The organism is Mucilaginibacter sp. dw_454, from assembly GCF_018449775.1.
GTDB lineage: Bacteria > Bacteroidota > Bacteroidia > Sphingobacteriales > Sphingobacteriaceae > Mucilaginibacter.
In genome coordinates, this window is record NZ_JAAVVB010000001.1 from 584,815 (window position 1) to 607,343 (window position 22,529).

Below are 22,529 nucleotides of genomic sequence, written 5' to 3' on the forward strand. Positions count from 1 at the left end.
GATTAATTGTATATTTGCAGCAGTTCTTTAATAAAATTTATCCAGAAAGACCGAGGGAAAGGCCCGATGACGTCTTGGCAACCTGTAACATTTTACCATGCTAAAAGGTGCCAAATCCTACTCCGAAAAAAGGAGAAAGATAAGATTGAATGATTAAACAGGCAGCCGCCCGGCGCTTTCTGGAAATAAACATTTAAAATAAAAATTATGAGTATTTACCTGGATAACGCAGCAACCACACCATTAGAGCCGGCAGTATTAACCGCCATGACACCTTATTTATTAAATCATTTTGGTAACCCTTCATCGCACCATCAATTTGGGCGCGAGGCTAAGGCTACATTGGAAGCCTGCCGCAAAACCATAGCTAATTTGATTGGGGCTGATGCCGAAGAAATTGTTTTTACGTCAGGCGGTACTGAGGCAGATAACCTGGCTATCGTGTCGGCAGTAACTTGCGGGCAGATTGATCATGTTATTACCACATCTTTCGAGCACCCCGCTGTATTGCAAACTTTGAAAGCATTGAGCCGTCAATACCATACACGTATAAGTTTTATTAAACACGATACATCAGGCAACCTTGATCTGCATCATTTGGAATACTTATTACGCACCAATACCCGTAACCTGGTATCGGTAATGCATGGTAATAACGAGGTGGGTAATTTGAATGATATTGAAACAATTGGACAATTGTGCCAAAAATATAAAGTGGTTTTTCATACCGATGCCGTTCAAACAATGGGGCACTACGCCTTTGATCTGTCACAACTAAAAGTGGATTACCTGGCCGCTTCTGCACATAAATTTCATGGTCCAAAAGGTGTGGGATTTTTGTATTGCCGTAAAGGCCAGGGGTTGACAAGATTAATTCATGGTGGAGGGCAGGAAAAACAGTCGAGGGCGGGCACCGAAAATTTACCGGGTATTGTGGGCATGACCAAAGCGCTGCAGCTCGCAAACGAGAAACTCGCTTCGCATCAAAGCTATGTTCAACAATTAAAAAGCAAGCTTATTGACAAACTAACTGAGCTTTTGCCCGAAGTACAATTCAACGGTCAATCTGCAATAGCAAATAAAAGTATTTATACGGTGCTTAGTGCAAGTCTTCCGGCTGCCGGTGTAGATTTGTTGCGTTATCTGGATACCGAAGGGATTGCGGTATCGGGCGGCAGTGCGTGTTGTACAGGTTCGGTATCGCCGGTATTGCAGGCTTTGGGGGTAGATCCGGATCGTACGGCTATCCGTTTTTCATTTTCGCATTTTAATACTGCAGAAGAGATTGACCAGGTTGCCGGGAAATTGGCTGTAGTATATCAGGCTGTAGCTGCATAATAAAATAAGGTGGAGTGGCCGAGTGGTTAGGCGGAGGTTTGCAAAAGCTCAATATGGCGGTTCGATCCCGCCCTCACACCTCATGAAAAAAATAATAATTATAGCGTGCCTGTTGCTTAGCAGCGTGTCTGTTTTTGCGCAAACCGACAAACCTTTAACCATTGAAAGCTATTATAAAGTGAAGTGGGGGTATAGCGATGAGTTTATAGCGCTGTGGAAGAAAAATCATTATCCGTTGCTTAAAAAACTACAAGAAAAAGGTGATGTAATAAGCATCAAAGCAGAGACGCCCATAGTTCATAGCGGCGAGGATACTCGTTGGGATTTTAAAGTAGTCATTACTTTCAAAACAGAACACCTGGCCCTGGATTACAGCATTGTCGACCCGTATAAAAAGCAACTCTTTCCGGATAAGGAAGTTTATGAAAAAGCAGAGCAACACCGCTTTGAATTAGTTATAGCCCATTGGGATGTATTGGTTGAGGCCTTACCTTTAAATTAAATAAAGAGCAGTATGTCAGATTTTGCGTTAGTTACGGGTGCAAGCGGTGGTATAGGCAGGTCAATAGCTTTAACGTTAGCGAAACGGGGATATAATTTGCTGCTGGTTTCAAGATCGACAACTGAGCTTGAATTGCTTGCCGAAACGCTCAAAAAAGATTATAGCGTGCAAGCCGTTTATTATACTGCCGACCTGGCCGGAACCAAAGGCATTGACGAGGTTGTGCAGTGGATAAAAGATCTCAATTACCCCCTCTCTATTTTAGTTAATAATGCGGGCTTTGGCTTATGGGGTAAATTTGCAGAATTGTCACTCGATACTCAACTACAGATGTTAAGATTGAATATTGATGCTGTAGTTTCTTTAAGTCATCAGCTACTGCCGTTGCTGTCAAAGCAAAAACAAGCGTATATCCTGAATGTGGCCAGTACTGCCGCTTACCAGGCCGTACCGACGCTGGCATTATACTCGGCGAGTAAGGCTGCTGTGCTGTCTTTTAGTCGGGCATTGCGCTATGAATTAAGAAAAGGCCCCGTTGGTGTTAGTTGTTTATGCCCCGGCCCCACAGATACCGGTTTTGCCAAACGTGCGGGCATGGATAAACTTGCAGACCTTGCAGAGAAGTTTAACATGAGTCCTGATGAGGTAGCTAACGTAGCGGTAAAAGGCTTATTTGCAAAAAAAGCAGAGATAATACCCGGAACACTTAACAAGCTATCTGCCTTTGCGGTTAGGTTGGTAAGCAAGAGTTTTGTAGAACGGATAGGTGGTGGTTTGTATGAAAAATAATTATTCAATTTTTATTTGATTATTTAATATTATAATTATCTTTACTTAATCTATAGACTTAATAGATATTAATGAATTTAAAAAAACAATATATCCTTTAAACATTTCGGGCCAATGTTCTTCGCCCAGGAGAACGCCTGTATGTGTTGTTGTTGTTAATTGATCATCTCAATTCGATCTCGAATTAATAGTGGCCTCAGCTTGCGGGCTATAATTTTCTTACGTTAATATTTCTCCATTTTTATGAACAATACTTATTCAAGGTATAGCCTTGGCGGCTTAATTACCGCCGAACAAAAACAATTTTTTAACGAAAACGGGTATATCCATTTTCAGAATTTTTTCGAAAAAGAAACCGTCGACCAATTAATAGATGCTTCATTAGCTGTGCAGCAAAAACTGCTGATAAACAACACTAAAAAAATAAATGGCGTGCCCATTAAATATGGTTATGACGTGGATGGCGCTCCAATTGTACAACGTTTTGCCTTTATTAACCAACAACATCCAGCTTTTGAAGAGCTAACCAGAGATGACCGGTTTAAATTACTGCTTAAATTAATTGGCCCCGATGCACGCTTGGGTATAAATGAGAAAGATGGTATGGTGTTAAATCACTACATTAATGGCCCGCTAAGTAAGTTCACCAAAATGGGTTGGCATACCGATGGTTTGCGCGACATATTTTTAGGTCAAAAATTAAGCCCGATGCTGAATGTCGGCATTCATTTAAGTGATGCCCGTCCTGAAAATGGGGGATTACGTCTGTTGCCGGGCACACATCAGCAAAGCATCTATAAACTTTTGTTCCGAAAAAAGTATTTCCTTGACCACGATACCGATAAAGACGAAATAGCCATTTTACCAAAAGCCGGAGATTTGACCATCCACGATGGCAGATTATGGCACCGCGTAGCGCAGTCATCTATAGTTGGCGAGGCCAGCCGCAGGCGCGTGATATATATTCCAATTATTGCCGGAAAATATCAACCTAAGCATGCCGATAGTACGACGGCTTTTTATCAACGTTTTGCAGGTATAGTTAAATAAGTAGTTATGTTGATAGCGTTGATCATAGGCTACTTCGTCAGAAAAAAAGCCTTGCAAGTACCCGTAGCACAGACAATCAAATAGTACCATGGCAATCGTAATAACAGATGAAAACTTCGAGGAATTGGTGCTTCGGTCGACAAAACCGGTATTGCTTGATTTTTGGGCCGACTGGTGTAGCCCCTGTAAAATGATCAGTCCGGTTATAGATGAAATGTACACTGATTATAAAGAAGTGGCTATAATCGCTAAGATCGATGCTGAGCGAAATCCTTTAACCGCCAAGCGCTATAAAGTTTCGCATGTGCCAGCGTTACTGTTTTTTAAGTCAGGGGAGTTAGTCGATAGACAAGCTGGTCCGGTACCTAAGAATATTTTAGCTGAAAAACTTAATCGGTTTGTTTAATAATAGTTCTTTCGCTTTTGTAATGGTTATTTAAAATATTTTTTCGCGAATTCAACAAAAGTCGGCCAATCCAGCGAGTCAGTATGGCCGCCTGCATGTTCACGAAATGCCAATTCGCCATTAAGCAATGCGACATCCGGTGCCGGCAGTTCCTTGGAAACGATCCCTGTTTTACCTAATAACGTATACACAGGCGTTGCTGCAACGCAAGCTTTGAACTCGCCCAAAGGATCAGCCCAGATATCTTGTGTTCCGCCGGTGATAAATAATGGTCTTGGTGCTACCAGAGCCATCATTTCATGCGCATCAACCGGGAACGCTTTCCAGTCGCCGCCATATTTGATGAAATTTGGAGCCATCCAATGATATTCGTTTTCGGCGGCAATCAAACCCAGGTTTTCGCCAAAGTTTCTTTTTTCCAATGATGCGCCGCCCGATCCTGAACAACTGGCAAATACAATGACCCAACGGGTGTCCATCGCGCCGGCTAACAAGGCTGTTTTTCCCCAGCGTGAATGCCCTTCAATGCCAATTTGTTTAGGATTGATGGTTTTGTCGGTTTCAAAGTAATCTAATGCCCGGCTTAAGCCCCAGGCCCATGCTCTCAAAACACCCCAATCTTCCGGGCTTCTTAATTTGCCATGGTTCACCAACCCGATGATTCCCTCACTTAATCCGGCCCCGTTATCGGCCTGTACTGAATTGGTATCAAAATAGGCTATTGCCCAACCAGCGTTGATTAAAAGTTTGATGGTCTCGTTATTTCCTTTTGTATTCGAAGAGGCTATCACCATCAACGGCACCGCACCGGTTGCCCTGGCAGGCAGGTATAGTGCGACATTAATTTGCGGTTTTGCAGCAGGGTAGGCCGAATTATCAATGTGGCCGGTAATAGTTTTTTTTATCGTGGTACCATCCAAAGCTGTTTTATCGATATCGCTTACCTTAAAAGTAACTTTAGGGGTATTTTTAGGCACGCGACCAAATACCTGGCTTTCATAATCGTCCACAATTTCCGGGCGACGTTGCTGCCACCATATTTTAGCGCTGGTAACCGGTTTTCCATTTTTTAATACCAATGGATCGGGCAGGGTATAGTCATTCGCTTTATCTTCATCATAATTAACCCAGGTACCCCATAGCGTGCGATGGAGTGATTGGCCGTGAGCATCAGTATAGCCACTGCCATCACTTCTTGAAATTGAATTTTTAGGCCGGTTTGGATCGTCTGCCATAGATGGAAGTATCGGTAACTTAATGCCTAAGCTTTGCAGTGTCTCCCGGTAATTAACTTTCGTCAATGAATCTGTTTTAGCTCTCTCCATGGCTGCTTGCTGTTTTGGAGTAACCTGGGCCAAAGAGCTGTTTGCAACCAGCGCTATTAAAGCGAACAGGCAAATTTTAAGATAACTTTTCATGATTTTATTGTTTGAATATTAATACCAACCCCGGTTCAGATTGATCGTTCTTTGATGCCGCGGCCAAACCTACCTTGTCAATGATAGCTCCGGGAAGCGTGAACTTATTTCCTTTACGTAAAACCTGGGCTGTAATGTCGGTTGGTACATTGCCGGCCAGATCTTGAGCATATACGTGTTTAAATTTTGTAGGGTGTTCAACCTGTAACGTAAGGCTATTATAATGACCGAATATCCCGAATGGTTTATCGATACCTTCGACCTTTAATAATACATCGGCACGAGGCGTAAGGTATTCCCGGCCAATAGTGCGGCCAATAGATGCTATGGCGATAGCGCCATCAGGATATCTTGATGCCAGGATATAAGGCGGTATGCTGTCGCCTTTTTTCAAGGTAACGATTGGTTTTTCCAGTCCGCGGGTAATAATTGCAGGGGCTTGAAAGGCATTGTTATACCCTTCACCATGGTTACTCATCCATGATTCGCGGCTTTTCATCAACCAGTGATCGTACAATAAGGTGGTATCGATATAAAAGTCTGTTTTATTAATGCCAAATGGTGCTGCTATTTTATGCCACATTACACAGCGCGTTACCTCATCAAGCCTGCTTTTTAAATCTCTGCCCACCGGAGGAAAGGTATAGTCCTGCGTGCCATCCGGTAAATTGCCATTGAATTCGTGACGCATAATGCCGATAGCGCAGCCTGTGCCGGCAGCTATATAAGGTTCGTCTTCACAGTTAATGATACTCACCGCCTGACCTTTTGGAAGCGCAGTCAATAACTTGCCAATCCTGTCAATGGTATGCGGAACAGCGATAATGTTCTCCACATCATAAGTACGGTAAGTTTCTGCTGTTGATAATACAGACGATGTCATAGCTTGTTCAATAATGAGATTTGGAGCCACCTGTTTGCCCAATTTTGTTAACCAGGCCCTCCAGGCTGCTTTTTTTGAATCGTTTCCCCAATCTACCTTCCAGTAACGGATATCTGCGTCTCTCATCCAGTTAAAACGATCCGTCCAATAGGCTATACTATCGTCGGTTTTATATTTTGGTGCTTGTTGCGCACAGATCCAAAGCCCTAAACCCTTCCAGCCTAATGCCTTTGTTTTTTTTGATAAGGAAGCTAATTTTTGCTCAGGCGGCAAGCCTTTCACAGACGGGAACCGTCCATCATCAACAATTAAGCTTCCATAATAGCTTTTGTCGCCGTTTAGCGGTGTTTCCCAATCGTCATCTAAAACTAAATAAAGGTCTTTATGCAATTTAGAAAACATGGCAGCCCAACGCTCATATGTGCCAGAACCAAAAATATTTTGTTCGATCATGGCCTTCCTCATTACCGTTGACGGCCCGTAACTGGTTACATAGCCCTGAACATTCCAGGTACAGAAATAATCTGGAGCCTGCGACGGTTTATCAGGAACTAATGAAACTTGCTTTTTTTGACAATAACCTGCTAAAGAAAAGAGGCAAAAGAATCCGGATAATATAAGCTTGGGTTTCATGATTTATTATTGGTCATTAACAATGATAGAAATCTTTGTTAATGAAAACTAAAATGAACCATGAAAAATTTACGCAATCGAAATAGTTATTTACTATCAATTCGCCGAATACATGTAAGAGATATGAATATAAAGAGTGTAGTGATAGGAGAGGCTTGAACCAGGTGGTAATTGCAGTCCAATTTGCGCCCTATGTAAAAATAAAATCCCAACTAATTGATTTTAAATTCGTTGAGGTTTTTATTTGCGGGGTTAAGGAGATCAGGATTGAACACCTTTCTGCGATTTTGGCAGTAGTTAAAGATGTTTTTCAAAAAGGGACATTGTCTTTAAGGTATATTAAGATTGTAAACTTCGACTTAACCACTTCTCCAAAATATCTCCAATATTTATATTTATTTTCACAAAAAAACTCGTGAAAATACTGATTGTAGAAGATGAGCAAGCCCTGCGCGAAAGTATTGAAGATTACTTTTCTGAAGCGGGAAATGTTTGTGAGATTGCCGGGAATTACGCCGATGCCTTGACCAAAATAAATCTTTACCGATACGACTGTATCTTACTGGATATAACCTTGCCTGGGGGCAGTGGTATAAATTTGCTTAAAAATTTAAAGGAAAATAATCACCCGGATGGCGTGCTTATCATATCGGCTAAAAACTCACTGGATGATAAGTTAGAAGGACTGGACCTGGGTGCTGATGATTACCTGGTTAAACCGTTCCATCTTTCCGAATTGAAATCCAGGGTCACCGCAATAATACGTCGAAAATCATTTAACGGCAGTAATTTGCTTAAGTTTAATGAGATTAGTATCGACTTATTGGGAAAACAAGTAAAAGTGGGCCGGCAGATTGTAAAGCTCACTCCAAAAGAATACGGGCTATTGCTCTATTTTATAGCTAATAAAGATAAGGTTGTCTCAAAGAATGCTATTGCGGAACATCTTTGGGGTGATCGTATTGACATAGCCGACAACTTCAAATTTATCTACTCGCATATCAAAAACACCCGTAAAAAACTGATGGAAGCTGGGTGTAAAGATTATATACAAGCCGCGTACGGCACAGGGTATAAATTCTCAGAAGAATGAAGCTATTTGACCGATATAATCAGGTAAACCTAATTGCTTATATTGTACTTACGCTTATTACCGGCATTGCTTATTATCAGGCTATCAGTTGGGTGCTTACGCGTCAAAAAGATAAAGATCTGCAAAACGAGGAAATGGAGATAGCGGAGCATGTGCACGTTAATCAACAATTACCCCAGATTTTTGACTCGAAGTATCTACAAATAGGTTTTAAGAAAGCCACTCCAAATTCTATAAAACGCAAATTTGTTGATACGCTGTATTTTAAAAAATGGGGCAAGGATAATCCTAAAAGATTAGCCTATCATCGTGACGGTAATCTTGAACCCGGCAGAGGGCTGATTACATCGGTAACCTTAGGGGGCCAGTATTATAAAGTAGTGATCGTCGAATCAAAAGTTGAAACCGAAGATTTGATCCGGATTATTTTTCTCATCACTGCCGGCGTCATTCTTCTTCTGCTGCTGGCATTGTTTTTAACCGGCCGTTTGATGTTAAACCGGTTATGGCGTCCATTTCATAGCATTATGCATGAGCTAAACCTGTTCAATATCACCGAACCGTCTACTATTCCGATGTTAGACACGCAAATCGATGAATTCAGAGCCATGAATATCGCAGTAACAAAAATGGCCGCTAAAGCAAAGCAAGATTATAGCACATTGAAAACTTTTACAGAGAATGCGTCTCATGAGTTTTTAACGCCCATATCGATAGTCAACTCTAAATTAGACTCTTTGTTGCAAACCGATAACTTCAGCGAGAAACAAAGCAAGTTGCTGGATGATCTTTACAGTGGCGTTTCCAGATTAAACCGGTTAAACCAGTCTTTGTTGCTGTTAGTGAAAATTGAGAACCGGTTGTTCCAGGAATGGCAGTCGATTGATTTAAAAATGATGATCGAAGAAATGATCGTCCAGTTTGAAGAAATATACCAGGACAAGCAACTCACACTTACCTGCCATTTCGAAGCCAAAGAAATACTGGCCAGCCCTTATCTGATAGAAGTTTTATTAAGCAACCTGATCACCAATGCTATCAGACATAACTACGAGGGTGGATCGATCCGGATTGAACTGACACCAGCACATTTTATAATTAGTAACACTGGTGCCAGGGAACCCTTACCCGTTGAAGATATTTTTACCAGGTTTCATAAATCTTCCGGGTCAGAAGGCAGTGGTTTAGGGTTAACCATATCCCGCCAGATCTGCGAGAACTTTGATTTGTTATTAACCTACAGATTTGATTCGCCCTACCATCAGTTTATAATTAATTTTTAGCGGCAAGCTTTAAGTAATTGTTAATTTTGTCTGATTTAAAGTTACCACATCTGCTTCATAACTAGTTGTTTATTAACTTTATATTACGATTTAATTAAACATCGGGTTATACACTCATAATCCAATCTTCCTCCAACATTGGCCGGCTTTTTTGCTCTTAAATGAGCTAAACACATGGTCAAAAAACTTTATTTTTTTATACTTCTTATATTCTCTACCACGATAGTTTGTGCACAAAACGCAACACTTAGAGGGCAGATCACCAATACAAAAACACGCGAACGCTTACAAGGTGCTACCGTGCGTTTTGATGAAGAAAAGCACGCTGTAATAACTGACGAAAATGGTAACTACATCTTATCGGTAGCTGCCGGCGAGTATAAGATCAAGGTGAAATATGTTGGCTACGCAGAGTTTGAGAAGAAAATCAAACTTAGCCCCGGCCAAACCGTGGTCTTGAACATCACCATGGAGCAAAAAGAGGAAAATCTTCAGGCTGTGAGTGTATTCGGAAGGCTGGATAAAGAGTCGGAGGCTGCAGGCAGAACGGCTGAAAAGGATGCCAACAACATTACTAACGTAGTCACTGCAAAAGTTATGGAGCGTTCGCCGGATATTAACGCGGCCAATGTACTGTCACGCGTTTCTGGTGTGACTATTCAACGTAATACAGGTGGCAGCGAAGCCTATGCCATGATCAGAGGACTGGAACCGCGATATAATAACACATTGATAAATGGGGTAAAAGTTACAAGCCCTGATGAAAAATCAAGATACGTGTCACTTGACGTAGTGCCGTCGGACTTATTGCAGAAGATAGAAGTAAGTAAATCATTGCTTCCGGAAATGGAGGGCGATGCTATTGGCGGTACAATAAATATGGTGTTTAAAGACGCGCCGGATACCATGTTAATTAAAGCGAACGCGCAAATTGGATATAGCCAGATATTCCTTGACCGCAAGTTTCAGAGCTTCTCGACAGCAGATATCAGCTCTAAAAGTCCGTTGGCAATCAATGGCGACGACTATAAAGCACAGCCCGGAGATTTTAGCCGCTCAAATCTTGACTTTAAACAGAAAACAGCCTTGCCTTCGGCAGTAGCCGGACTAACTTACGGTAATAGGTACCTGGATGGCAAGCTCGGGATTATGATAGCGGATAACTATCAAAATCAATATTTCGGTACCAATTCGCAGTTTAACCCGGTTGTGGCTAATCCGCAGGATGATTTTAAGCCGGGTATAACCGATTTCTCTAACCTGACTTATTCTAATCACCAAATCAATAATGGGCTTGCCGTACATGCAGATTATATCATTGACAAACGTAACAAGATCTTATTTAATAACGTTTTTCTCTATAGCTACCTTGCGCAAGCTCGTTTAGGGATAGATACTGCTATTGTTGGCGGAAATGGCGGTCGTAATGGTCCCGGCACTGGTACGGTGACCGATGACAATAGGTCCCTGGTACAAAAAGAATTATTGGAGAATTTCAAATTGGAGGGTAAGCACATCCTTTCTAAACATTTATTGTTTGATTGGGCCGGTGTGTTTTCGGTTTCTACCAAGAAGATGCCCGATGAGGCAGATATCTCCATCAATCACCTCATCAAAACAGACTTTACCAGCACGCCCGATTACTTCGACGGTATTACACATACCTGGCAGCATAACAATGATAAGGATGAGGATGGAATTGCCAATTTGACCTATAAAGGGAAAATAAATGATCATACGCTTGAATTAAAAGTTGGGGGATTATACCGCCACAAGGATAGATTTAATGAACAGGATCAATATCAGCTTAAACCTTTGGCAGGAGCCGATGGTGGCAAGCAAATTTATACCGGCATAGAGAACGCAAGTTGGAGTGTTTATAATGCCAAGGGCACAGCCGACTATGATGTGAATAATTACACGGCCTTTGAAGATATCACAGCAGGCTACGCCGAATTTAAATTGTCATTAAACAAACTGGATATTTTTGGCGGCGTTAGGGAAGAAAATACCTCTCAGGGATTTGACTATGCCACTTTTATTCCGACAGCTGAAAACGCGGTACGGAAAAACTATACCGATGTGTTGCCTAGTTTACAGCTGAATTATAAATTAAACGCTAAAACCAATATTCGAGCGTCTTATTTCAAATCGCTTTCAAGACCTAACTATTATGAGTTAGTGCCTTACAATATACAGGGAACTAATGGTACCAGCGAAACGGGTAACCCCAACCTGAAACATGCCACAGCAGACAATTTCGACCTGCGATATGAGCTTTACCCGAAAGATGACGAACAGCTTTTTATAAGCGGTTTCTATAAAAAATTATATGACCCAATAGAACTGGAGTTGACTGGCTTTGGTGGCGGAGACATCACCTACAAGCCAACCAACATTGCCCCGGAAGCCACTATTGAAGGCGTAGAGCTGGTATATACCAAATATTTTGGGCGAATTGGCGTATCGGCTAATTACGCTTATATCTACTCGAATGTAACGTCGTTAAAAGATTTCCCCGATACTACTCAAAAAAATACTGCTGTTGGCAAACTGGAAAGTCGCCCGCTGCAGGGACAGACTAAAAATTCTGCTAATGCATCTTTGATGTATCGCGACGGAGCGCATAAAGTCTTTGTTCAACTAGCTTATCAATATATAGGCACCACTCTTTCGCAAGTGTATAATAATTATGGTTACGATTATTATCATCAACCTCAATCCTTCCTTGCGCTATCCGGCGAAAAAGGTGTGGGTAAGCATTTTACGCTATTCGGAAAATTCAATAATCTGTTAAATACGCCCACCACCACCACCATCAACAACATCACGGTAGGCCGTGACATCTATAAAGCAAACTATAATATCGGGTTACGATATGTCAACTAAAAAACAATTAACAATAAACTCATGAAAAAAAACACGCTTTCTTTATTGGTAACGGGCTTGGCCTTTGTTTCCATACTGGCCTCTTGCAGCAAAAAAGAGTCTACAAACAACATCACCCCGGTAATACCACCATCGCATCCTATTGCGGCCGGTAATATCAGCGGTTTTGTAAAAGGTACTTTATTAACCGGCAGCACTTACACAATTACTGCAGATTTGACCGTTAAAAAAGGCGATACATTGGCTGCCCAACCTGGTGCTATCGTAGTTATAAAAAACGATGCTCAAATTAATATTAACGGTGTTTTGCAAGTATTAGGCAGTCAAAACAACCCTGTTACTTTCGACTCTGATTCACAGCAACCAGGTTCTTGGGGTGGTTTTGCCTGCGACAGCGCGCAAGCTGTAACTATAAAATGGGCTCACGTTAACAATACCGGCGGCCCAGACCCAAGCGGCGATCCGCGTAAATCAGTAAGTGTTGCAGTAGCCATCAATGTTGATATTGAAGACTCATGGTTCACTAACGGTCAAGACGACTTGATGGGTATCAAATTAGCGCATGTTACTATATTACGTAATACTATTCAATCATCAGGCAGTACAGATGGCGAAGCCATTAACCTTAAAGCTGGTGTAACCGGCGACGTTGCTTATAACGTAATCTATAATCAAGCCGGCTCTGGTGTTAAATTAGAAACCAGCAGCAGCGTGCCTTTCCCGCAAACCGTGGTGAATGTTTACAACAACACCATGGTTGCTAACGGTTGGAGAAGAGGTGCAGCAGAACCAGGCAGAGGGGTATCTGTAGGTGTAAATGCAATTGGCCACATCTACAATAATTTAATGGTGAACAACTACCAGGGCGTTGATATTTTCCCTGACGGTGATACCAAAAACACCACTTATGGAAACAATCTTTTCTATGCTTCTGCAGCAACATTTACTGATAATGCCAATGTGGTGATTAACCTGGCTGCTAACTTTTACCCAAGCGACGGTGTAGGTACAGCTCAAACCAGCGACGTAATCAGCAAAGACCCATTGTTTGTTTCATTCGATGGTTCTTTTATTAAACCAAACGGCGCCGCTAATCCTTATGATTTCCATGTTAAAACAGGCTCGCCTGCAATAGGTAAAGGTAACGCTACCTACAACGCAGATATCGGTGCTTATACTTCTGACGGTAAAGGCAACAAACACTAATTAATTTGATACACCATATTAAGCAGGAATTTGTGCAAACAGATTTCTGCTTATTTATATCCTGATTTTATTATTATGAAAAAGAATATCTTGTTTCTTCTTTTTACGATGGCGCTATTTTGCAATGCATTTAACGCATCGGCACAAAAATATGTACTCGAAAAAAGTATTGCCCTGCCTGGCGATGGCGGTAATGATTATGTTTTTATAGACCAGACTGCCAAACGCCTGTATGCATCGCACGGCACCGCGGTAAACGTAGTTGACCTGTCTACCGAAAAGGTAATTGGCACCATCAGCGGTATGAAAGGCGTACACGGCATTGCTATTGTAAGCGACCTTAACAAAGGCTTTATTACTGATGGCAAAGGAACTGCCGTAGTTGCTTTTGATACCAAAACGCTGCAAGTTGTTAAAACCATCGCGGTTACCGGTAAAGGTCCGGACGGTATTATTTATGACCCGTTCTCAAAAAAAATCTTTGCTTTTGAAGGCGACAGCAATGCCGCTGTAGTTGTCGACCCGCAAAGTTTGACGCAGGTTGGTACAGTGGATTTAGGTGGAGCGCCTGAATTTGCAGTGGCCGACGGCAAGGGAATGATTTACAACAATCTGGAAGACAAAAGCAAGCTGGCCATTATTGACACTAAAACCTTAAAATTAGTAAAAAGCTTCCCGCTTAATCCTTGTGGTGGCCCAACTGGTTTAGCTATTGATAAAGCCAACCAACGCTTGTTCACCGTATGCCGCGAGAATAAGGGGATGAGCGTGATTGATATCGCCAGCGGTAAAGTGATACAAACATTGCCTATCGGATCGGGTGTTGACGCTGTAGTTTATGACGCAGTAAATAAACTGATCATCGCATCTAACGGCGACGGCACAGCCAGCGTTTTTAAACAAAACGGCCCTGATGCTTATACCGCTTTGCAAACGATCACCACCCAATACCATGCTAAAACTATGGCGCTGGACGCGTCTACGCACAAGATCTATTTCCCGGTATCTGATTATAAAGAAGGCACTAAAACGCAGCTGCCAAACTCTTTCAAGCTATTGGTTTACGAATTAAAAAATTAACAATATGGAGCGTAGAGATTTTGTAAAAAACACGGCCATTGCCGCCCTGGGTGCATCATTGATTGGCCCCGCGGCAGCTTTTGCCGACGAAAAAGTAACCTACCTGGATAGTAAGGACCTAACCTTATTACCAAAGGTAAAAGACGATTTTGCCCTGCATTTTATGGCATTGGGAGATTGGGGCCGAAATGGCGAGTACGACCAGTTGGAGGTTGCCAAACAAATGGGCCAATGGGCCACAGATCATCCAAATAACTTTGTGATATCATGCGGCGATAATTTTTATCCCTCGGGTGTGGTGAGCGAGGAAGATCCCTTATTCAACTTTTCGTTTGAAAACATTTACACGGCTCATTCGCTGCAATGCGACTGGCATATTGTGGTAGGCAATCATGACCATCATACAGATGTTGACGCACAGATCCGTTACAGTAAAATAAGCCGCCGTTGGAACATGCCGGCACGCTATTACTCGAAAGAGGTAAGCCTGAATAAGGATGCCGACAAAGAGATAAAGGAGCCTGGAAAAGTAAAAACCAAAGACAAAGTGCTTTTTGTGATGATGGATACCGACCCTTTTCAACACGAAGACCAAGCCGATTATGTAGCCAAACAAATGAAATGGTTAAACGAAACACTTGCTGCTGCATCGGCCGATGTGAAATGGAAAATTGTAGTTGGCCATCACCCAATGTACACGGTAGGGCCACGTATTACAAACCTTGAAACTTTGACCATGCGCAAAGCGCTTACTAAAACTTTCGAAGATCATAAAGTTGACGTTTACCTTTCAGGCCATGAACATTCTTTACAGCATCTTAAAGGAGAGGGGCATACTAACCAGATCATATCAGGTGCAGGTTCTGAATTGACCAAGGTTACTGAAGGCGCGGCCTTTAGCCGTTTTGCAGCTTCGGCTCATGGGTTTATGTATTTTTCGGTAGACTCAACCCGGTTAAATATTAAAGCTGTAGACCTTACCGGTAAAGTACTGTATGAAACAGAGTTGAAAAACGCGTAGGTCAATCCTGATCAGCATATCAAAAAAAGCCGTGCATTATTGCATGGCTTTTTTTATTTACTGTTATTGTAACCTTAATTCAGAATTAATTCAGCATTGACTGCCATTTTTGCGCGATATAGCTGAATTATTGCATGAAAAGAATTTGTCTCCTGTTTATATTAATTGTCTCTTTTATCAGGGTAAATGCCCAAGCCAATGGCCGGGTAAGCGGCAAAATAATTGATGCCGATACTAAACAGCCTATTGAGTATGTAAGTATCAGCATTTTCAAAATCGGGGTAGCCAGTCCGTTTAATGGTTCGGTGTCTCATACTAAAGGAAATTTCGTTATCAGTAATATCCCCAACGGCGAGTATTCAATCAGGATTGATTTTATGGGATATAAATCTGCCACTATCGATCATATTGCACTGAGTAATAGCGTGCGCGCCATTTCTTTAAATACCATATCGTTTGTTCCTGCACAAACACAGCTTCAAAACGTCACCATAGTGGGTAAAGCCCCCATGGTTGAAAATAAGATCGACAAACTGGTGTACAATGCTGCTAATGATCTTACCTCGCAAGGTGGCGCCGCGCTGGACGTGTTGAAGAAGGTACCCCAGGTTACGGTGGACATTGATGGCAATGTCGAGTTGCAGGGCAACGCCAATATCCGCTTTCTAATTAACGGAAAGCCATCAAGCATTTTCGGTGCCAGCCTTACCGATGCCTTGCAATCTATCCCCGCAAGCCAGATAAAAAGTATAGAGGTGGTAACCAGCCCCGGCGCTAAATACGATGCTAACGGTACCGGAGGCATCATCAACATTATTTTAAAGGATAGTAAAGTTCAGGGCATTAATGGCGCTGTCAATCTATCGGCCGGCACGCGTTTAAATACAGCATCGGTTAATTTAGGTGTACGCAAGGGTAATATTGGCGTTAACGCTTTTTTTAGCGGGAATGATCAATTTAATACCACCACCATAACAACCAACGACCGTTATACCACAGACAATACGCTGAATAACACAACCCACCTCTACCAAAAAGGCAGCGGCAATTTTGCAAGAAGCGGTTATCAATCGGGCTTAAGTTTCAATTGGAACATCAGCAAAAAAGATGAATTGACTGCGTCGGTTGGGTTTAACCATTTTGGTAATCATACCAATGGTATAACCAATCAAGATCAAATGGTCAATGAAAGCCCATCTGAAAATTCAATTTCAGATCTCTTGTCGTTACGAAACTCAAACAGCAGGTTCAATGCAAATGCCATAGACTACAGCCTCGCTTATAAAAAGACTTTTAAAAAGGAGGGCCAGGAGCTGGACGTTTTATACAACAGCAGCCAAAGTAAAAATAACTCATACTCTTTTCAGCAGCAAGATTATCAAACCGGCAATTTCCCTTCATCGGGCACCATGAACACCAACCCGGGTAAAGACCGGGAGACCGATATTGCTATAGATTATGTGCAACCTATCAGCAAAAACTTCAGCTTAGAAACCGGGGTTAAAGGTGTTTTTGAAAACATCAACAATAATGTAGTTACAGATACACTGGCGGCTGGTGGTTTTGTGCCTAATGCTGATCAAACCTATGGTTTTAATTACAAACGCAATGTTTATGCTTACTACCTGTCTGCACAATTTTCTTTGTTCGGTTTTTTTGATGCTAAGGCAGGCTTACGTGACGAGTACACCAACACGAGATCAGATTTCCCCAATGCGCACATACCTGGGTATAATATCCTGGCGCCGTCGGCCATATTATCGCACAAAATAGACCCAACACAATCTATCAAAGTAAGCTACAGCTATCGTATTGAGCGGCCGGATTATAATGACCTTAACCCATTTTATAACATCAGCGACCCCCATAACATTAGCACGGGTAACCCAAACCTGCGGCCCGAAATTGGGCATAATTACGAATTGGGTTATAACAAATCTTACAACTCGGGGGCTAATTTTTATGCGGGAGTATTTTATCGTTATAATACCAACGATATACAATCGTACACAACACAGTTTGATACCCTTAATGTTGGCGGTACAAAATACACCAATGTGTTTTTAAATCAGCGGTACAATGTCGGTACAGAAACTACCGAGGGCTTAAGCCTGTTCGGATCGGTACCTGTGGGCAATAAACTAAACTTGCGCGCCAACACCATGTTTGCCGATAGGATAACCACCAATCCGGGTAATCCAAAAGTTAGCGGGTTTACGTACCGGTTAAACTTAAATACAACTTATCAGTTCGATCAAAACCTGGTGGCCGAGGTTTTCGGAAATTACAATTCGTCACAACGAACTATCCAGGGAACGCGGCCGGCTTTCTTTTCCTATAATTTAGCCATCCGCAAGTTGTTTTTTAATAAAAACGCCAGCATAGGTTTTACCACTGCAGATCCGTTTACCAAGTATGTTGATCAACGCTCCCTCACATCGGGCACTAATTTTACGCAAAGCAGTTTGCGTCAGGTACCCTTTCGCACATTTGGCTTGAGCCTGAGCTATAAATTCGGGAAGCTGGAGTTTAAGAAAGAAAAAGAAAACGACGATAACAACGGTGGCTTACAGGCCCCGCCGGAGAATTAAAATTAACTCAGTTTTACTACAGAATGTGTTCTGATTGTCTACAGAATGACTTTTTAACTTGACAAAAATTCAAGACCATGAAAAAGATCTTATTGACAGCAGCAGGTATAGTTTTAACTGTCAGCGTTATGGCGCAGGACATTAAAAGCACCGCTGTGCCCGAACCCGTTAAAGCCGCTTTAAAGGCCAAATACCCGGAAGCAACCAAAGTATCCTGGGAAAAAGAAAAGGGTAATTACGAGGCCAATTGGGGTGGTAAATCGGGCGAGGATAATTCTGTGATGTTTACCCCGGCCGGTGTTTTTATTGAAATAGTTAAGGCCATTAGCGTAAATGATTTACCTAAGGCCGTTGCACCCTATGTAGCTGCACATTACAAAGGCGCCAAAATAAAAGAGGCGGGCCTTGTTACCGATGCTGCACACAAAGTAACCTACGAGGCTGAAGTTAAAGGGGGCGATTTGATATTTGACGAAAAAGGCAATTTCATTAAAAAGGATTAATTGCCCACCCGATGACGTTAATTGCCAGATCTAAGGCCAGGATTGAAACCCGCGAAAAAATTATCAAAGATTGCGCAGCCTTAATGGCAGAGCAAGGCTATTGCAATGTTTCCGTACCTGAAATAGAAAAAGCTACGGGCAAAACCAAAGCGGTATTGTATGGCTATTTTAACAACCGGTATGATATTACCATGGCTGTGTTGGATCATAACCTGCAACAAAGCAAAAAGGCAATTGACGAGTTGGTTAGCGGCTGTACAGATAACAGATCGAAACTAAATGCGCATATCCAGTTCCATCACCCTAAAACAGAGTATACGTTGGTTGGCAACGGCTGCCCTTTATTTAGCCTGGCTATTGAAGCCGGCGCTGTTCATGAAGAGATGAGGAAAAAGGTTGCCAAGGCCCTTTTGTTGTGGAAGCAGGAGCTAGCAGAGATTATTCAAACTGGTATAAACAATCAGGAATTTAGAGAGGACTTGTCAGCAGAAGACATTGCCTGGCAATTGATTAGCCTGATTGAAAGTGCAAGCATTATCAGTAAAACCACACAGAGCCTAAAACCGGGTGTGAAACTATTGAACCAGGCAAAAAACCTTGTAGCTAACTTATAAGCACCGCGTGCTGGCAAAAAAGCCTCGCCATAATTGGCGGGGCTTTTTTGTGTGATAAATAGCTGTTAATCTCAGGGCTTTAGTTTGATTACATTATTTTAATACGAGCAGTATAACAAAGCCATCAATTTAAAATTGATTTAAGCCTTGATAATGTTATCAAAACGTGTCAAATATTAACATAAAAAAATCATTGCGTTAACTCATTTAAATCAGTTGTAAAACTCAGGATTCACTCAGAATTGAGGCGGTTTCTTTGCGCTTTATTAAAAAAGCATCGCAAAACGTTACATCATAAGCCCCTGTTCATGAAATTAATCTTACTACCTAAATCTTACCTTTTTACAATTTTTTTATTAACCGCAATTTGTCTTCCGTCTTTTGCTCAAACCATTTTGAGAGGGCATGTTACCGATTCAAAAACCGGCGAAACACTGATTGGCGCCGCCGTGCATCTTGAAAATGGCGCCGCTACAATAAATACTTCGGTTAAACTAGATGGTACCTACACTTTTAATAACATGGCGGCCGGCAACTATAAGCTACATGTAACTTATGTCGGCTACAAAACAACTAAAGAATATGATGTAGATGTGCCGGCAGACAAAGCAACTGTATTAAATATTGCCATGATTGATAATACCACCGCAATAAACGAAGTGGCAGTTATAGAATATGTAAGTAAGGCAACCGACTATTCCGCAAGAAACACAGAGAAAGTTTCTAATAACACCATGAATGTGGTTTCGGCACAGTCAATTGCTATCTCTCCCGATGTGCTGGTGTCAAATGTACTGGGGCGTGTATCGGGTATTTCTATAGACCGCAGCAATACCGGCGACGCGCAACATGTCATCATTCGCGGTATGGATAAGCAGTATAACACCACGCTCATAAATGGTATTAAAATACCAAGCCCGGATAACAAAAACAGGTACGTGCCTTTGGATATATTCCCCGCTGGTTTAGTGGATAGGATTGAGGTATTCAAGACGCTTACCCCGGACATGGAAGGCGACGCCTCGGGCGGTGTAGTTAACCTGGTGATGAAGACTGCACCGGATAGGCTAAAAGTTGACGGAGAGTTTGGTACAGGTTACAGTCAGATATTTTTTGACAGGCCATTGGCCAGTTTTGATCATAGCACAGTAAACAGTAAATCGCCCGGCGAAATTAATCCTGGTGGAATTGCAACTGCTAATGATTTTCCTTATCAAAACCTGGTTACCAAAACAGCCAACGCTACACCAAATCTTAATGCCAGCCTTACTATCGGCAACCGTTACTTAAACGGAAAATTAGGAGTGCTTTTTTCTGGTAGCTATCAAGATTTATACCAGGGCGCTAACAGCTTTGCTGTAATACAGACAAACACTGTAGGTCCGCCGGTAGGTAGTGCCCAACAAAACGAAGAAACTGCTTTTCAAAGTTCATACAATCGTCAGTATTCTACCCAGTTACAGCGTTTAGGTACCATTGCCTCTATCGATTATAAGTTTAACAGTAACAACACCGTGCAATTGTTTGCCAGCTATCTACAGTTAAACCAATATCGCGTTAGACAGACGCAGGACAATACCTACGGCGGTTATACTTACCAGGGCTATCGCGGCACTTTTCAGGTAGATAACCTGACCGAAACCCGTACCGATAAGCAAGATATTTATAACATTACGCTAAATGGTAAGCATAAAATATTAAAACCGTTATCTCTCGACTGGACGATTGCCAGCTCACAGGCAACGCATAAAATGCCCGATGATGCAGAATTTGACACTCAATACAGCACTGCTGACGATCCAAGTACCACTACCAGCGCAAACACCTCTAACCCCCAGGAGCCAACTGTTTCGGTTGCCCATAACATTACAACCGGGCCAACTTATGTTCAAAACGAATCGAGAGTTTGGTCACACAACACTGATAAAGATATTTCTGCTTATTTAAACCTGCATTATAACGCCAGGTTATTTGGGCGTGATATTACTTTCTCGGCAGGTGGCATGTTCAGGCATAAAACCAGGGATAATTATAATAACAGCTACAGTTTACCGAATACGATTGTTGACGGTTTGCCAGAAACGTACACCACCATACCAAATGCCAGGTTCTTGTTTATAGGTGCTGATACGGTAAATGCCAAAGGCTCATCGGCTCACGACCCGGGTGTATACACTTTCACTGAAAATATCCAGGGAGCTTATGGCATGTTCAAGTATTATATCACAGATCGTTTGGATGTGGTGGCCGGCGTCAGAACCGAACATACTTATCAAACTTATCTTTCACAACTGCCGGTTACCTTTCCGGGTAAAACAGCGACCATAGATTATACAGATTACCTGCCCAGCATCAATATTAAATATGCGTTGACTAATGAGCAAGCTTTAAGAGCATCTTATTATATATCTATCCTTAGGCCTGCATTTGCAGATTTGATCCCTTTCCCTGATCAAACAGCCGATGAATATTACCAGCATATTGGCAGCCCGTATTTACAGCATACCGTTATTGATAACTATGATTTAAGATACGAGTTTTTCCCGCGGGTATTTGATGAGTTTATGGCAGGCGGCTTCTATAAGCACCTGGTTAACCCGATAGAGACCGAGCTGCAACAAGCTTCGGGCGGCGCCAACTTATACCTTACACCAAACAATTTTGGTAATGCCACCAATTACGGCTTAGAATTAGAGGCTAAAAAATATTTTGGCAACATTGGCGCATCAATTAATTACACCTACACTAAATCGCAGATTACCACTGCAAAAAGTATTGTGCTTGACAACCAGGTGACCCATATTGATCAAACAAGGCCACTGCAGGGACAGGCAGCCAATATAGGCAACGCATCGCTACTGTATAAAGATCAAAAAAATGGCATAGATGCCCAGTTATCGCTTTCTTATATCGGTGAAAGGATAGAAGCGGTATCTAACTACTATGGCCTGGATACCTGGGAAAGGCCTTCAACATTCCTTGACTTTTCTGCTCAGAAGAAGCTTGGCAAACACTTCATTGTTTATGCAAAAGCTAATAATCTGTTAAACACGCCTTACGAGCTGGTTATCAAACAAAACAACACTTACAACTACTCAGGGATAGCCAAATATCCCCATCAGGAAAGTGCAGCCTATACTACGGTTCAGTATGACCAATATTATGCCCGCTACAACCTGGGTGTGAAGTACAATTTTTAAACAATTAACAATTAAACAAATAATTAACCT

General features: G+C 42.0%; 17 protein-coding genes, 1 tRNA gene and 1 riboswitch. Of the genes, 16 read left to right on the forward strand and 2 right to left on the reverse strand.

All coding sequences use genetic code 11. From position 1 onward, the window contains the following. Positions 1–34: 34 nt before the first annotated feature. Positions 35–146: riboswitch (SAM riboswitch) on the forward strand. Between the two features lie 61 nt (positions 147–207). The 6 genes from HB679_RS02650 (at position 208) to trxA (ending at position 4,085) form a co-directional block, all read left to right on the forward strand. Beyond that, on the forward strand, positions 208–1,338 hold the full coding sequence (locus tag HB679_RS02650; protein ID WP_214070383.1) for a cysteine desulfurase family protein: 1,131 nt from the start codon (positions 208–210) through the stop codon (positions 1,336–1,338). Between the two features lie 8 nt (positions 1,339–1,346). Beyond that, positions 1,347–1,419 (forward strand) — tRNA-Cys (locus HB679_RS02655). 1 nt (position 1,420) lies between these two features. Further along, positions 1,421–1,840 carry a hypothetical protein gene (locus HB679_RS02660; RefSeq protein WP_214070384.1) on the forward strand — a complete coding sequence of 140 codons (420 nt, stop codon included), beginning with the start codon at positions 1,421–1,423 and terminating at the stop codon, positions 1,838–1,840. Between the two features lie 12 nt (positions 1,841–1,852). Further along, on the forward strand, positions 1,853–2,629 hold the full coding sequence (locus HB679_RS02665; protein WP_214070385.1) for an SDR family oxidoreductase: 777 nt from the start codon (positions 1,853–1,855) through the stop codon (positions 2,627–2,629). Between the two features lie 243 nt (positions 2,630–2,872). Further along, a complete protein-coding gene (locus tag HB679_RS02670; RefSeq protein ID WP_214070386.1) occupies positions 2,873–3,679 on the forward strand; it encodes a phytanoyl-CoA dioxygenase family protein in 807 nt (268 codons plus the stop codon). Positions 3,680–3,767: 88 nt separating this feature from the next. Beyond that, positions 3,768–4,085 (forward strand): thioredoxin, encoded by a 318-nt coding sequence (trxA, locus tag HB679_RS02675; protein WP_214070387.1) that lies wholly within the window; start codon positions 3,768–3,770, stop codon positions 4,083–4,085. Positions 4,086–4,111: 26 nt separating this feature from the next. Here trxA and HB679_RS02680 read toward each other — a convergent pair whose 3' ends face one another. Both HB679_RS02680 and HB679_RS02685 read right to left on the reverse strand, forming a co-directional pair. Continuing rightward, positions 4,112–5,503 (reverse strand): hypothetical protein, encoded by a 1,392-nt coding sequence (locus HB679_RS02680; protein ID WP_214070388.1) that lies wholly within the window; start codon positions 5,501–5,503, stop codon positions 4,112–4,114. Positions 5,504–5,507: 4 nt separating this feature from the next. Next, complete coding sequence (locus tag HB679_RS02685) at positions 5,508–7,019, reverse strand: hypothetical protein (RefSeq protein ID WP_214070389.1); 1,512 nt, start codon at positions 7,017–7,019, stop codon at positions 5,508–5,510. Between the two features lie 415 nt (positions 7,020–7,434). Here HB679_RS02685 and HB679_RS02690 point away from each other — a divergent pair, with 415 nt between their 5' ends. The 10 genes from HB679_RS02690 to HB679_RS02735 all read left to right on the forward strand — a co-directional run bounded on the left by HB679_RS02690 (position 7,435) and on the right by HB679_RS02735 (position 22,499). Beyond that, on the forward strand, positions 7,435–8,112 hold the full coding sequence (locus HB679_RS02690; RefSeq protein ID WP_214070390.1) for a response regulator: 678 nt from the start codon (positions 7,435–7,437) through the stop codon (positions 8,110–8,112). Continuing rightward, positions 8,109–9,395: a HAMP domain-containing sensor histidine kinase gene (locus HB679_RS02695; protein ID WP_214070391.1), complete on the forward strand. Its 1,287-nt coding sequence runs from the start codon at positions 8,109–8,111 to the stop codon at positions 9,393–9,395. The genes HB679_RS02690 and HB679_RS02695 overlap by 4 nt, the downstream gene beginning before the upstream one ends. Before the next feature lie 174 nt (positions 9,396–9,569). Then, a complete protein-coding gene (locus HB679_RS02700; RefSeq protein ID WP_214070392.1) occupies positions 9,570–12,284 on the forward strand; it encodes a TonB-dependent receptor in 2,715 nt (904 codons plus the stop codon). 21 nt (positions 12,285–12,305) lie between these two features. Beyond that, positions 12,306–13,490: a hypothetical protein gene (locus tag HB679_RS02705; protein ID WP_214070393.1), complete on the forward strand. Its 1,185-nt coding sequence runs from the start codon at positions 12,306–12,308 to the stop codon at positions 13,488–13,490. Between the two features lie 75 nt (positions 13,491–13,565). Next, positions 13,566–14,570, forward strand: a complete 1,005-nt coding sequence (locus HB679_RS02710; protein ID WP_214070394.1) for a YncE family protein — start codon at positions 13,566–13,568, stop codon at positions 14,568–14,570. Between the two features lie 4 nt (positions 14,571–14,574). After that, on the forward strand, positions 14,575–15,591 hold the full coding sequence (locus tag HB679_RS02715; protein ID WP_214070395.1) for a metallophosphoesterase: 1,017 nt from the start codon (positions 14,575–14,577) through the stop codon (positions 15,589–15,591). A gap of 134 nt (positions 15,592–15,725) precedes the next feature. Further along, positions 15,726–18,182 (forward strand): outer membrane beta-barrel family protein, encoded by a 2,457-nt coding sequence (locus HB679_RS02720; protein WP_214070396.1) that lies wholly within the window; start codon positions 15,726–15,728, stop codon positions 18,180–18,182. Positions 18,183–18,259: 77 nt separating this feature from the next. Beyond that, positions 18,260–18,685: a PepSY-like domain-containing protein gene (locus tag HB679_RS02725; protein ID WP_214070397.1), complete on the forward strand. Its 426-nt coding sequence runs from the start codon at positions 18,260–18,262 to the stop codon at positions 18,683–18,685. Between the two features lie 11 nt (positions 18,686–18,696). Continuing rightward, positions 18,697–19,299, forward strand: coding sequence for a helix-turn-helix domain-containing protein (locus HB679_RS02730; protein ID WP_214070398.1), 603 nt, complete (start codon positions 18,697–18,699; stop codon positions 19,297–19,299). 308 nt (positions 19,300–19,607) lie between these two features. Then, on the forward strand, positions 19,608–22,499 hold the full coding sequence (locus HB679_RS02735) for a TonB-dependent receptor (RefSeq protein WP_214070399.1): 2,892 nt from the start codon (positions 19,608–19,610) through the stop codon (positions 22,497–22,499). Positions 22,500–22,529 lie beyond the last annotated feature (30 nt).